At 43.9% G+C, this 13,729-nt stretch carries 10 protein-coding genes; 7 read left to right on the forward strand and 3 right to left on the reverse strand.

What is annotated here, in order from left to right; genetic code table 11:
• Nucleotides 1-169 precede the first annotated feature (169 nt).
• Nucleotides 170-2,557 carry a polysaccharide lyase family 8 super-sandwich domain-containing protein gene (locus HCG69_RS00115; RefSeq protein ID WP_221648329.1) on the reverse strand — a complete coding sequence of 796 codons (2,388 nt, stop codon included), beginning with the start codon at nt 2,555-2,557 and terminating at the stop codon, nt 170-172.
• Nucleotides 2,554-3,492: a hypothetical protein gene (locus HCG69_RS00120; RefSeq protein WP_221648330.1), complete on the reverse strand. Its 939-nt coding sequence runs from the start codon at nt 3,490-3,492 to the stop codon at nt 2,554-2,556. The genes HCG69_RS00115 and HCG69_RS00120 overlap by 4 nt, the downstream gene beginning before the upstream one ends.
• A gap of 363 nt (nt 3,493-3,855) precedes the next feature.
• Between HCG69_RS00120 and HCG69_RS00125 the strand changes: the two genes are divergently transcribed.
• The 5 genes from HCG69_RS00125 to HCG69_RS00145 all read left to right on the forward strand — a co-directional run bounded on the left by HCG69_RS00125 (nt 3,856) and on the right by HCG69_RS00145 (nt 10,001).
• Nucleotides 3,856-4,965: an alginate lyase family protein gene (locus tag HCG69_RS00125; protein WP_221648331.1), complete on the forward strand. Its 1,110-nt coding sequence runs from the start codon at nt 3,856-3,858 to the stop codon at nt 4,963-4,965.
• A 123-nt stretch (nt 4,966-5,088) separates the two neighbouring features.
• Nucleotides 5,089-6,324 carry a glycoside hydrolase family 88 protein gene (locus tag HCG69_RS00130; protein ID WP_221648332.1) on the forward strand — a complete coding sequence of 412 codons (1,236 nt, stop codon included), beginning with the start codon at nt 5,089-5,091 and terminating at the stop codon, nt 6,322-6,324.
• 40 nt (nt 6,325-6,364) lie between these two features.
• Nucleotides 6,365-7,231, forward strand: coding sequence for a T9SS type A sorting domain-containing protein (locus HCG69_RS00135; protein WP_221648333.1), 867 nt, complete (start codon nt 6,365-6,367; stop codon nt 7,229-7,231).
• Nucleotides 7,232-7,379: 148 nt separating this feature from the next.
• Nucleotides 7,380-9,662 carry an alpha-N-acetylglucosaminidase gene (locus HCG69_RS00140; protein ID WP_221648334.1) on the forward strand — a complete coding sequence of 761 codons (2,283 nt, stop codon included), beginning with the start codon at nt 7,380-7,382 and terminating at the stop codon, nt 9,660-9,662.
• A 138-nt stretch (nt 9,663-9,800) separates the two neighbouring features.
• Complete coding sequence (locus HCG69_RS00145) at nt 9,801-10,001, forward strand: hypothetical protein (RefSeq protein ID WP_221648335.1); 201 nt, start codon at nt 9,801-9,803, stop codon at nt 9,999-10,001.
• A 205-nt stretch (nt 10,002-10,206) separates the two neighbouring features.
• Here HCG69_RS00145 and nadB read toward each other — a convergent pair whose 3' ends face one another.
• On the reverse strand, nt 10,207-11,778 hold the full coding sequence (gene nadB, locus HCG69_RS00150) for an L-aspartate oxidase (protein ID WP_221648336.1): 1,572 nt from the start codon (nt 11,776-11,778) through the stop codon (nt 10,207-10,209).
• A 106-nt stretch (nt 11,779-11,884) separates the two neighbouring features.
• Between nadB and HCG69_RS00155 the strand changes: the two genes are divergently transcribed.
• Nucleotides 11,885-12,283, forward strand: coding sequence for a PH domain-containing protein (locus HCG69_RS00155; RefSeq protein WP_221648337.1), 399 nt, complete (start codon nt 11,885-11,887; stop codon nt 12,281-12,283).
• A gap of 89 nt (nt 12,284-12,372) precedes the next feature.
• Nucleotides 12,373-13,716 carry a dihydrolipoyl dehydrogenase gene (gene lpdA / locus HCG69_RS00160; protein WP_221648338.1) on the forward strand — a complete coding sequence of 448 codons (1,344 nt, stop codon included), beginning with the start codon at nt 12,373-12,375 and terminating at the stop codon, nt 13,714-13,716.
• Nucleotides 13,717-13,729 lie beyond the last annotated feature (13 nt).

Genomic DNA, 13,729 nt, shown 5'->3' on the forward strand with positions numbered 1-13,729 from the left:
ACTGTCATAGTATGAACTAAATTTGAAATACTACTTAGTTAGATTTCACATTATATCAATTTCCGCATTTCTGCCCCTGATTTATAGTAGTGTATAAACCGGAGCAGAAGGCGGAAAATGAATCCACTTAAAAGTGCGTTTGTTTCATACAGGTTGATTCATAGAGTTGTCAGAGTAATTCTAATGTTACCGTAGCAGGTTGTCCGCAATGTGCTCCTGCCGGTAGGGGAATCTTTATTTCATAGATATTCTTAGACTGTTTGCTGACTCCTTCACCTCTGACGGGTACAGAGGTATATACAGTCAGGCTGTTCAGCCCCTTTTTCATCAAAGCATCTGTAACTGTGAGAATGAGTTTCCCATCTTTTTTCTCCGCAAACAAGGCTGCGGGCGAAGATACCCTGAATGTCCCGAATTTACCTTTTGCTGTAACGGAGGTATCGAAATAAACGGCTCCTAACTTTGTTCCTTTCGGGTTTTCAGCTGCTTGCAGATGGGTGTTGTTAGCCAGTATGGCAGGTATCTTTTGGGGGAATTCGCCTTTACAATCTACTACATAAGCATAGGTAGCATCTTTTATTTCCCGTCCGTGTACGATTTCCATCTGGAATACCGGTACTGTTGTTTCCGGTTCTGTGTTGGCTTTGCAAAGTCTTTGCCAGTCGGTGATACGCTCTTCGCGGTTCCATTTCACTTCACCTGAAGTCTGCTGGGGAATTACTCCGTAGGTGAAACCTTCGTGGCGTATCCAATTGATTTTCCCCTTCTTTACCATTTCAGGAGCAACCGGGCTATAAGTCTGTTCAATCGTAGTAGTGATATTCCCTTCTTTCTCCGGGGAGAGGTTGGTGATTCCGGCTCCCAGGGCAAGGAATACATCGTCAAACATAAAGTAGCTTTTGTAAGCCCGTACACCGTATATGTCTTTGTTTACATCTTTGGCTTCAGAGGCATCCGGGTTTCCTTTCATCTTTGCATTGATTTTCTGATAGATGAAACCAGTTGCAAAATCTCCTTTACCATCAGTTGCTCCGGCAGCGAAGTCATAAGAACTGGTATATCCACTCCAGTTTTCGATTGGGTTTAGTTCTGTAGGAGTCTGGCGTGTAGTGACACCCGGCCAAGCCGTAAGTTTCATGGCTCCTGTGATATTACGGTACTCACTTCCATCGTGTTGGAAAAGAGTGACTCCATCGGCACTATAGAGATTATAGCCTGCTGCACCGGGATAAGCACTCTCCAATCCGTCTACCCGGACAGATCCCATATTGATAAAGAGATAGTAATCATTTGTTTTCTTTATCAGGTCGTCATTGTTATAGAAATAACGGGTACCGTGATAGTATCCATCGGGTGCGGAGGCCATTTGTACATCCTGTCGGGAGGATTCATCAACAAACAGTTTCAGTTCATTAACCTCTTCAGGAGTGAGTGACGAATGCCAGTCGGCCAGTAATGTTCTGGCCAGGATATGTGAAGGTACATTCCCCCGGCGGTTATTTTTGCGTGTCATATTTCCCCGGTCTACAAGTGGTGGAATGATGCCTTTATGATGATAAAAGGCAGAGCAACGGATATAGTTGAGTACTACTTCCACATTCTCCCGCGAGAGTTGTTTGGCCCACGGAGATCCTTGCAGGTATTTTAGTATACGGAACGTTCCCTTCAGTCCATCTATAGGATATCCCCAAACGAGACATTGCTTTCCATGTCCCCATCCGGCCCCATCGGCAGTGGTGCCTTCTGTCCAGAAAGCCTCGTCATAAGTGGTTTGTGACACGACAGAGAGCGAACGGATGGCTACTTCGGCAAGTACGTCTATCATAGGAACCGAACTCATCATGACAGCTGCCTCCAATACCGGACGATAATCGAGTGCATTGCCTCCTACCCACCAGACGTGCTTGCGAAATCTCTCTACGCTTACCACGTTTTTGTCTGTTTCATCGTGTCTGTAGGGTTGTGTCCATGATTGAAAACCCACGTCAAATAGCTTTTGATGTGCCAGAAGGGCTGTTGAGTCTTTTACTTCACCCGTTTCGATTCTATCCATCAGGTCAAGCAGCGCAAAGTAGATTTTTACGGCTGCCCGTGGAGTGGCAAAGCAGGAAGCATGAAAGCGCCCGGGAGCATCATTGTTACGTTCATTTTCCATTTTGCCGTAAAAGGCGATGCCACGTAAAAGGGTTTGTACCCCGTTATCCTGAGGATCAAGATTCTTCTTCCCGCGATAGGATTCTGCTATGACCTGTAACCGTTCAAAGCAGTCCCGTGTCAGATTATTAATCTGGATACAGTGAGCCATGTTAGTTCCGGCAGCATAATTATTACGGATAATTAGCTCTTCTTCTGCACGTTTGTCTGTAAAACGGCCTTCCGCGTCAATCAGAGCCAGAGACTCTTGCAATGTATAGGCGGTTACAGGAGTCCCGTTGATATGTTTTGTAAACTCCTGTCTTAGCCGACGGATTGTTTCTGTCTTTTCATTATCTGTTGCGTACAGGTTACTGATACATAGCAGTCCGATTAGTATCAAACAGGTTTGTATGCGTTTCATAGTTTACTGATCTTTTGGCGATAACTCTGATTTTGTGTTACTACATTTACCAAATATACCTTATTATTATCAAGCGGCAAAATTAGTGAAGCTTTTCCGTTTTCTACGGTGACTTCTGATGTTGTTACCGAACATCCGTTTGTGTCATAAACCGTCACACGGGCAGGGCCGTTTTCTGTGCCGCAAATAATGAGTTGTCCGTTACTGTAGTTGATCATCAGTTTTTCGGTATTCTGGTTGTTGATACCGGTAGGTACAGGGTTAACTATGATATTGTCGATATAACAAACATGTTGTTCGTCTTCATACAGCGTGACATTTGAATTGTAAGTAGGCAATATGGCTATTCCCAATACTCCGTTCGTGAATTTACTTATCTGGCTGGAGTAAGCTGCTTTATTGAACTTGAATGTATAGGTGATCCACTGCCCTTCAGTAGTAAAATCGTAGACAGATTTGTTAAGGAGTATACCTTCGTCTTGTCTGAAATCATTCGTAGTATTAAACTTAGAAAGCAGCTTGATGCAAATATCTTGTTTTTCAGCCGGATCTTCAAAGTCATCTGTATCCTTACCAATCACATTGAGTGGTTGATAGATTGTAAATTCTACTACTTTTAAGTCATCAATGCCAATGGGGGTATCAAACAGGAACTTTAGTCCGTAGTCGCGTGCTTCCATGGAGGAGTAACGTAATACTTTGGCCGAATTGTTACTTTCGGCAGAGGGCACCGGATTATCTATTACTTCATGCGAATACATCCAGCGTGACTTGGGTTTGTAATCGCCTAACTTTCCTTTATTGCCGAAACGGAAGAAATAAGGAGTTGTTTCGTAGGTTTCAAAGTCTGCCCGGAAAAGTTCTTGTGCGGACATGTTACCGGAGAAAGAGATAGATGCTGCTAACAGCACAGAGGTAATGATCTTGTTTTTCATAATTTAATCAATTTGTGAGGCTGATTTTGTTTTACTACTTACAAAAGTAGAGGATGTTGTGAAAATGAGATGTTGTCTATCGTCCGAAATAGATGATTTTATTGTCCGTTGGACGAAATGGGGATTATATTGCCTTGAGTATTCCTTTGTTTTTGTCTGCATGAAACCTATTCTTTGTTTTCTGTGTATATGGCCGTATACGGGCATTTTTATCCGTATTATAGGTTTATATTGTCCGAAAGATAATTCGATACTACTGCTGATACAATACATCAACCTATGTTTGCAGTATCCTCCCTACATTTGCTCCTGTGATCAGTTGACAACAACTATTCCACATTGGTTACATTAATATAATAGACGATGAAAAAGCACATTTTACTCCTGTTTCTATTGGTAGGCAGTTCGCTTGCCGTAAAAGCCCAATCTACGGATAATGTAGATTTGATGTTTCCAAATCTGATGATGACCCGTTATCATTATGATAAGATGAAAGAAGATATTGAGAAGAAAGGCAATAATCCTCCTAAAAGCGCATACATTAAACAGATGAGAAACCCGGCGGAAAGTATTGTAAACAATGATAGGAAAACTACTACTGCGGTCTCAACTTCCAACAATCCTGCTAATATAGAGATTAAAGATGAGATGAATGCCATCTACCAGCTTTGCGTTGTCTATGCGTTCTCTCAGGAAGAGAAATTCCTGAATAAAGCGGTTGAATATCTGAAAGCTTGGGGAAAAGTAAATGTAGCTGTGTCCAAATCAAATATTCATGAGAGTGTTTATACTCCGGCTGTAGAAGGATATAGTATCATTCGTAATGTGATTTCACAGGAAGATAGAGAAGAGATAGACAGTTGGTTCAGGAAACGTGTCAATGTATTTATCAAAGACAATGATTTGCGGGAAAATAACTGGGGAACTTGTCTTTTACAGCAGTTTTACTATTATGGTTCAGCGTTGAATGATGAAACAATTGTGACTACTTATTTCAGAAATAGGTATTCCAACTGGGTAAAGAACAATCTCTATCCCAATGGTACTACTACCGACTTGTTAGGACGTGATGCTTTTGCTTATCATGCTTACGACTTATTGTTTTTTGCTGAAATCTGTCATGCAATAGCCTGTTATGAGGGTTATGAAGCGGCCGATGAATTTTATGCACGGGATGTTAACTGGGGAGCTTCAATAAAGAAGAGTGTTGATTTCTGGAAACCATACCTGCTTGATCCGGCAAAGAATCCACATTTGGAATTCGTAGAAACAGAATGGGCGCCCGATAAGAAACGTAGTGACTATAACAAACCTTATAACCCCGGTGGCACCATGTATGCTGCTGATGAGATTTTTGAAATGGATCATGATCTTATCCGTGCTGTTGAGAAGTATCGTGGTGGTAACCCATTTTATACCTGGCGACTGACACTTAGTAACCTGCGCTGGTATTATGGCACTGGAGAACAGTAAAATAGTAGTTAAGTAGTAAGTAGTCAAAGTAGTTAAGTAGAATGCTATCTGCTACTTACTACTAACGAAGTGATAACTACTTGACTACTAAAGAAAAAATACATAACGAAATCATTAACCTATATGCGAATTATTGGACTATTACTGCTGAGTTGTTCTCTTTGTATGTCTTGTGTACAAACAGATAAAAAGAAAGCACTCATTGATGACGATTTTTTAGTTGCCGAACAACATTTGAGCAATCAACTCAAAGCGGTTCCCGAACCTACTGTGTATCCACGTACTACGGGTAAAGACGGAAAGTTGATTGCTACTCCGAAGAATGACTGGACGGAAGGGTTCTATCCGGGATGTTTATGGTATATCTATGAACACAACCGGGAAGAGAGCTGGAAACAGAGTGCTATCAAATGGACCGAGGCTCTGGAGCCGATGAAAAAGCTGACAAGTCATCATGACATTGGTTTTCTTATCTATTGCAGTTTTGGTAACGGGTATCGGCTTACAGGTAAAGAAGAATATAAAGATGTGATTATAGAAGCTGCCAATTCTCTGACTACCCGTTTCAGTGAAGTGACAGGGTGTATAAAATCATGGAATTACCGGAAAGCCTGGAATGGAAAAGATGAATGGTTCTATCCGGTGATTATTGATAATATGATGAACCTGGAGTTACTCTATTTTGCTTCTAAAGTGACAGGTGATACAAGATATGCCAAGATAGCAACCACCCATGCGGAGACAACTGCGAAGAATCAGTTACGCAAAGATTATAGCAATTATCACGTAGTAGATTATGATACATTGACAGGTAAGGTTCTTCATCAGGCCACTTGTCAGGGGTTCTCTGATAATTCGGCATGGGCACGCGGACAGGCATGGGCTATATATGGTTACACAATGGCTTATCGTGAAACGCAGAATCCGAAATTCCTCGAAATAGCCATACATACGGCAGACTATTGGCTTAACCATCCGAATCTTCCCGAAGACGGGGTTCCTTACTGGGACTTTAATGCCGGACAGGAAGGGTATGTTCCCGATTGGGCCTATGACCCTAACCGCTTTAAAGTAGTTCCCCGTGATGCATCGGCGGCGGCCATTGCTGCTTCTGCTTTTCTGGAACTGGCTACGTATGTACCGAATGAAAAGACATATTACGATGCAGCAGTTAAGATACTTAAATCACTCTCTTCACCGGCTTACCGGGCGGTTCCGGGCACTAACAATAACTTTATCCTGATGCATAGTGTGGGTAGTATCCCTCACAATCAAGAAATTGATGTCCCATTGGTTTATGCCGATTACTACTTTCTGGAAGCTCTGAACCGGTATGGCCATTACGACAATAAGAAGTAAACTTCAATAACATAATTATTAACTTTTTAAATCAATTCGTATGAGAAAATTATTTTACGCAGTAGCATTATTATTCGTAAGTGCAAACATGAGTGCACAGTATTTTGTAGATGGGTATAATACCAGTTTTGACAGTTGGGTGGACATCAAAGATTCAGAAGAAAACGTGATAGGTGTAAGACCTGCCGGCTGGGTATCTCCTTCTAATAACAACTGGACTTCGGGTACTAATAAGGTAGAAGTAACCTTTGAAAAAGCAGAGAACCGTAATGGGGAAGCTGATAAGGCTTGTAAGATTATTACTACAGGTATTGTGTCTACCTGGTTTAGCTGGCACGTAGGTGTATCACAGGTGACAAGTGTCTATGCAGAAGATTACATTGCTGATCCGTTCTTTATTGATAAAGGAGATGATTTCTATTATACATTTTGGGCAAAAAGCGATGTAGATGGAACTAAAATGCATATTGGTACTGGTCAGTTATATAATCCGTCAAACGGAGGAAGCTGGGACAATGTGCCTTATGTGGAGCTTACTACCGAATGGAAACAATATGGTATTTATGTAGAACTTGCCAAATTGGACCTTACTTCATTCGATATTCAGCTCAGAAGTAACGGTGTTCGGTATATTGATGATCTGGAAGTAGGATTTGGTGAAATTCCCGAAGGTGTAGGTATCATCAATGTAAATGCAAAGGATGCTTTCAATGTTTACTCTAACGATAATGGTATCTCTTTTGAAGGTGCCGAAGGAATGGTTACCGTATTCAATACAGTAGGTTCGGTAGTTGCTCAGAAAGCTGCAAATGGTGGAACTGATAACATATGCCTTGGCAGCGGACTTTATCTTGTAAAGTTGCAGACAGCCGATGGAGAGGTAACCCGTAAGGTAGTAGTTAAATAAAATTCTTTAAAAGAAGCTATAATAATAGCAGGGTATTGAGATAAGATTGGGATAATTAGAAAAGAAAGCGCATCTTTGTTCCGTAATAACAGGCAGTAGTGCTGTGTGTTACGAGAATAAAGATGCGTTATTTTAATTTTGGAATACTATGAATTTAATTACTAAAAGCAAAACTACTCTTCTTTTGTTACTTTTTGTCTGTTCCTTATCCGTTTCGGGTAAAGACAAACGTATCCGGGCCGTTTATGATCTGATAGAGCGGGTTACCCCCGGTTACTCTTCGCAATACCGTTTGGAATTAATTGCTCCCGATGACGGTTCTGATGTATACGAAGTAGATGGTAACGGCAAACAAATCATCCTTCGCGGTAACACGTCCGTAGCTCTGGCTACCGCCTTTAATTGGTATTTAAAGTATACCTGCCAGGCGCACGTCTCCTGGTTTGGCAATCAACTTCAGCTTCCGAAGAAACTTCCTCAGCCCCTTCAAAAGGAACGCCGTACAATCAACGGTCGTTACCGTGTGTATATGAACTATTGTACCGTGAGCTACACTGCTGCCTGGTGGAACTGGGAACGCTGGCAAAAGGAGCTGGACTTTATGGCGATGAACTCCATTAACATGCCCCTTTTTACTATCGGTCTGGATGCTGTGTGGTACAATACCTTGTTGCACTTCAACTTCACAGATGGGGAGGCACGTGCTTTCCTCGCCGGTCCCGGACATGCCGCCTGGCAGTGGATGCAAAACCTTCAGAGTTATGGTGGCCCCCTTCCGAAGTCCGTGATCGATAAACATGCTGCATTGGGCAAAAAGATCATTGCACGGCAACTGGAATTGGGCATGCAACCCATTCAGCAAGGCTTCTCCGGTTACGTTCCGCGTGAGCTGAAAGAGAAGTACCCCACAGCGAATATCAACCAGCAACGTTCCTGGTGTGGTTTCAAAGGGGCTGCTCAGTTGGATCCTACCGATTCGTTGTTTACCCGTATGGGGCGTGTTTTCCTCGAAGAACAGGCCCGGTTGTTTGGTGCACACGGAGTCTATGCTGCCGATCCATTCCATGAAAGTGCTCCTCCGGTAGATACTCCCGAATATCTGAGAGCGGTGGGAGAAAGAATTCACCACCTTTTCCGTGACTTCGACCCGCATAGCACTTGGGCCATGCAGTCGTGGAGCCTGCGTGAAGATATTGTTAAAGCTGTTCCGAAAGATGCTTTGCTGATTCTTGACCTGAACGGTAAAAGTACCTCAAAAGCCCTGTTCTGGGGATATTCTACGGTAGTGGGTAACTTACATAATTTCGGCGGACGCATCAATATGCACGGCGATTTGAAGCTTCTTGCTTCCAATCAATACAGTAAGGCCAAACGGTTGAATCCCGCAGTTTGTGGTTCGGGGCTGTTTATGGAAGCCATTGAGCAGAATCCGGTATATTATGAATTAGCTTTTGAAATGCCCTGCCATGCCGATAGCATTGATTTGCAAGCCTGGCTGAAACAGTATGCTACCCGCCGTTATGGGGCCTCTTCGCCGGCAGCACAGGAAGCATGGATGCTGCTGCTCGATGGGCCGTATCGTCCGGGTACAAATGGTACGGAGAAGAGTTCAATCGTGGCTGCCCGCCCTGCATTGGACGTAAAGAAGTCCGGTCCGAATGCCGCTCTTGAAATACCTTACGATCCGGCTTTGGTGATTCGTGCCCAGAGTCTGCTGCTGAAAGATATAGATAAGCTATCCGCTTCCCGTCCCTACCGTTTCGATATTGTAGATGTGCAGCGGCAGCTGATGACTAATCTTGGCCAGCTTATTCACCGTCAGGCGGCAGAAGCCTTCAGGAAGAAAGACCAGCGTGCTTTTACGCTTCATTCCGGGCGGTTCCTTGAGATGTTAGCTGATATGGACCAGCTGCTTCGTACCCGCAGCGAGTACAGTTTTGACCGTTGGCTGACAGAGGCCCGTAGCTGGGGAGACACCGAAGAGGAGAAGAATCTGATGGAACGTGACGCCACTTCTTTGGTTACTATCTGGGGAGCTGACGGTGATCCGCGTATCTTTGACTATTCCTGGCGGGAGTGGTCGGGGCTGATCAATGGTTATTATCTCCCGCGCTGGCAGAAGTTCTATGCCATGCTGCAACAGCATCTTGATGCAGGTACTTCTTATGAAGAAGCCGGTTTACCGCAGATTTATGGCCGGGAGGCTTTCCGTGCCAATGATTTCTATAACGGCCTGGCTGAGTGGGAGCTTGCTTATGTCGATAGTTACGGCAAGGCGCGTACTCCGGTTGCCGAAGGCGATGAGGTTGCTATGGTTAAACGCCTGTTTGATAAGTATCTCAAACTCTCTCAGGAGTATTATGCCGGAGGGGTGAAGGTTACGGAGAAATCTTCGGGAGAAAGGACTTATGAAAATTTAGGAGAAGAATAATTGTGAGTTTTTGGAGCAAAAAGATAGCAAATTGTGTATTATGCTAACAGGCTCTTAAGATAAAACGGATGGAATAGAAAAAAGAGCGTATCTTTATTCGTAATAATATGCAGAAATGCCTCTGTTATAGGAATAAAAATGCGCTTTTTCGGTAAAAAAGTACTTTTTTCCCGGAGCGAAATTGTTTGTTCGGCTCCGGGGAAGGAGAGGTTCCCCGGAGCCGAACACTTCCCTCCCCGGAGCCGGGCTCTTTCTTCCTCACCGGGGAAGATGTTTCAGGTGCAAAAGAGATACTTCCGGGAGTTATTAGCTTCCTTTATGCCGGGGAAATGGAAATGATAAAACGGAGTAGTTTATAGCCAGATAGCGATCGTATAGGCGTAAACTCCCTATATTGGGTGATAAAAAGAGGCATTTGTCCGTTCAATAATGGCTTATTGATTTTGACAAATGCCTCTCTGTTTCTTTTATTTCATGACACCGGATTTAGCTGCGGAAATAGCGTATTCCTGAGCGGTAGAATATTCAAAGTGTCAAAACGAAACTATTTCTTTGCATGCGGATAATCGATTGTATAATGTAATCCGCGGCTCTCTTTCCGCTCCATCGCCTGACGCATGATGAGATATCCCACGTTAATCATGTTACGCAACTCGCAAATTTCCTTAGATGCTACACTGCGTTTGAAGAGGCTTTCTGTTTCTTCATAAAGAATATCCAGCCGGTCCCACGCACGCTTCAGGCGAAGGTCACTCCGAACAATGCCTACATAGGTACTCATAATCTGGTTCACCTCTTTCATGCTTTGGGTAATCAATACCATCTCTTCGGGCGAGCGGGTACCCTCGTCATTCCATTCCGGGATATCCGGATTATAATCATATTGGTCTACTACTTCCAGCGTATGTTTGGCAGCTGCGTCGGCATACACAACGGCTTCGATCAGAGAGTTTGAAGCTAAGCGATTGCCACCATGCAAGCCTGTACAAGAGCATTCGCCCACCGCATAAAGCCGTTCGATAGACGACTGGGCGTTGAGATCTACCAGGATACCTCCACAGAGATAATGGGCGGCCGGAGCAACCGGAATATAATCTTTTGTAATGTCAATACCTAAGCTGAGGCATTTCTCATAAATGTTCGGGAAGTGCTTCCGGGTCTCTTCGGGATCTTTGTGAGTGACGTCGAGATAGACATGGTCATCACCCCGGTTTTTCATTTCGTTGTCAATGGCACGTGCTACGATATCGCGTGGAGCCAATGAAAGACGGGGGTCATATTTCTGCATGAACTCTTTACCGTCCATCGTACGGAGTACGGCACCGTAGCCACGCATGGCTTCGGTAATGAGGAAAGAAGGACGGTCGCCCGGATGATAAAGCGCTGTAGGATGAAACTGTACGAATTCCATATCTTTCACCGTTCCCTTGGCACGGTATACCATAGCAATACCGTCTCCGGTAGCTACCAACGGATTGGTAGTTGTCTGGTACACAGCTCCTACTCCACCGGTTGCCATGAGTGTAACCTTTGCCAGGTATGTATCTACCTTTCCGGTTTTCGGGTCGAGAATATAAGCGCCGTAACATTTGATGTCCGGTGTCTGACGTGTAACGGTCACCCCAAGATGATGCTGGGTTAATATCTCAATCGCAAAGTGATTTTCGATTACTGTAATGTTGGGATGGCGTTGCACAGCCTTGATAAGACTGTCCTGAATCTCAGCTCCGGTATTATCTTTGTGATGAAGAATACGGAACTCCGAATGTCCTCCTTCCCGGTGCAGGTCGAATTCTCCCTCTTCGTTTTTATCGAATTCCACTCCCCAGTTGATAAGTGCTTCGATTTGTGCCGGAGCCTCCCGTACAACTTTTTCTACGGCAGCACGGTCACTGATCCAGTCACCGGCAATCATTGTGTCTTCAATATGCTTATCGAAATTATCTACCAGGAGATTCGTAACGGAGGCCACTCCTCCCTGTGCAAAATAAGTGTTTGCCTCTTCCAAACCGCTCTTACAGATAAGGGCTACTTTTCCTTTATGCGCCACTTTCAAAGCGAAGCTCATTCCGGCAATGCCGGAACCGATGACGAGGAAATCGAACTTTTTAACCATAATCTAAATGTTTATTACCGCAAAACTACAAAATAACTGTTTTCATTGTACTTTTCGTTGCCATTAATTCATAAAATTGCTAACTTGGCAGCAAAAATCTGACAAAATGAACCGAGTTTTCCATGCCCGCATTGCCTGGTATCAATATTTTCTTCTGGTGGTACTGGGAGCAAACGCGTTTGGCTTCCTGTGGTGTAAGTATATTCTGCTTGCCGTTTTTATGATGCTGTTGCTCATTGTGGTGATCGAACAGGTAATTCACACCACCTATACCGTTACGTCACAAAGTGAACTTATTCTTTCTTACGGTCGCTTTACACGTAAGAAGACAATTCCTGTCAAAGATATTATCTCTGTGCAAAAGCATCATTCAATGAAGTTCGGCCGTTTCTCGGTAACCGAATATGTATTGATTGAATACGGTAAAGATAAATATGTATCGGTGATGCCGGTCAAAGAGCGGGAATTTGTAGAGTTGCTGGAGAAGATAAAAAATAACGGTTAGTGATCAGTGATAAGTGATTAGTACTATGCAGTATAATTGCGCAGCCATTCATCACTTATCATTCATCACTTATTACTAATTCGAATCATATGAAATACCAGGTAATTATCATTGGCGGCGGTCCTGCGGGCTACACAGCTGCCGAAACAGCCGGCAAAGCCGGACTGAGTGTTTTGCTTTTTGAAAAGCAGAATTTAGGTGGAGTCTGTCTTAATGAAGGATGTATTCCTACCAAGACTTTGCTCTATTCGGCAAAGACGTATGACGGAGCGAAACATGCTTCCAAATATGCTGTAACCGTGCCGGAGGTCTCTTTTGATTTGTCGAAGATAATTGCCCGTAAGAGTAAAGTAGTGCGTAAATTGGTATTGGGAGTGAAAGGTAAACTTACTTCCAACAATGTAACGATTGTACAGGGCATGGCTCAGATTGTGGATAAGAATACGGTTCGTTGTGGTGAAGAGACTTACGAATGCGAGAATCTGATACTCTGTACCGGCTCTGAAACCTTTATTCCTCCTATCGCAGGTATTGATACGGTGAATTACTGGACGCATCGCGATGCGCTTGATAACAAAGAATTACCTGCTTCATTGGCTATCGTTGGCGGTGGTGTTATTGGAATGGAGTTTGCTTCCTTCTTCAATAGCCTTGGCGTACAGGTGACAGTGATAGAAATGCTGGATGAGATACTGAACGGAATGGATAAAGAGCTTTCTGCCTTGCTTCGTGCCGAATATGCGAAACGAGGTATCCGATTCCTCCTGAGCACGAAGGTTATTTCTCTGTCGAAAAATGAAACAGGAACTGTAGTCTCTTATGAGAATGCCGAAGGCTCCGGTAGTGTGATTGCAGAAAAGCTACTGATGAGTGTAGGCCGTCGTCCTGTCACCAAAGGTTTCGGACTCGAAAATCTGAAACTGGTATTGACGGAACGTGGGAACGTTGCCGTTAATTCTAAAATGCAGACCTCCGAACCGGGTGTATATGTCTGTGGCGACCTTACAGGCTTTTCGCTGCTTGCCCATACGGCGGTTCGCGAAGCAGAAGTAGCTGTACATACCATTCTTGGTAGGGACGATGTGATGAGTTATCGTGCTATCCCCGGTGTAGTATATACCAATCCGGAGATTGCCGGAGTGGGGCATACCGAAGAAAGTCTGCTGGCAAAAGGTATTCCTCATCACATTGTTAAATTGCCCATGGCGTATTCAGGCCGTTTTGTTGCTGAGAATGAAGGCGTAAACGGCATGTGCAAACTATTGATCGGTGAGGATAAAACGATCCTGGGTGCCCATGTACTTGGTAATCCTGCTTCCGAGATTATCACCCTTGCCGGCATGGCAGTGGAGTTAAAACTGACAACTACGGAGTGGAAGAAGATTGTATTCCCCCACCCCACAGTAGCCGAAATATTCAGGGAAGCCCTGTGATTAAGAAACTAAA

The organism is Bacteroides sp. K03, assembly GCF_019734355.1.
GTDB lineage: Bacteria > Bacteroidota > Bacteroidia > Bacteroidales > Bacteroidaceae > Bacteroides > Bacteroides nordii.

Coding starts and splice junctions, on each gene's coding strand:
- HCG69_RS00115 (WP_221648329.1), bottom strand. CDS start 2,557: ATGAAACGCATACAAACCTGTTTGATACTAATCGGACTGCTATGTATC.
- HCG69_RS00120 (WP_221648330.1), bottom strand. CDS start 3,492: ATGAAAAACAAGATCATTACCTCTGTGCTGTTAGCAGCATCTATCTCT.
- HCG69_RS00125 (WP_221648331.1), top strand. CDS start 3,856: ATGAAAAAGCACATTTTACTCCTGTTTCTATTGGTAGGCAGTTCGCTT.
- HCG69_RS00130 (WP_221648332.1), top strand. CDS start 5,089: ATGCGAATTATTGGACTATTACTGCTGAGTTGTTCTCTTTGTATGTCT.
- HCG69_RS00135 (WP_221648333.1), top strand. CDS start 6,365: ATGAGAAAATTATTTTACGCAGTAGCATTATTATTCGTAAGTGCAAAC.
- HCG69_RS00140 (WP_221648334.1), top strand. CDS start 7,380: ATGAATTTAATTACTAAAAGCAAAACTACTCTTCTTTTGTTACTTTTT.
- HCG69_RS00145 (WP_221648335.1), top strand. CDS start 9,801: ATGCGCTTTTTCGGTAAAAAAGTACTTTTTTCCCGGAGCGAAATTGTT.
- nadB (WP_221648336.1), bottom strand. CDS start 11,778: ATGGTTAAAAAGTTCGATTTCCTCGTCATCGGTTCCGGCATTGCCGGA.
- HCG69_RS00155 (WP_221648337.1), top strand. CDS start 11,885: ATGAACCGAGTTTTCCATGCCCGCATTGCCTGGTATCAATATTTTCTT.
- lpdA (WP_221648338.1), top strand. CDS start 12,373: ATGAAATACCAGGTAATTATCATTGGCGGCGGTCCTGCGGGCTACACA.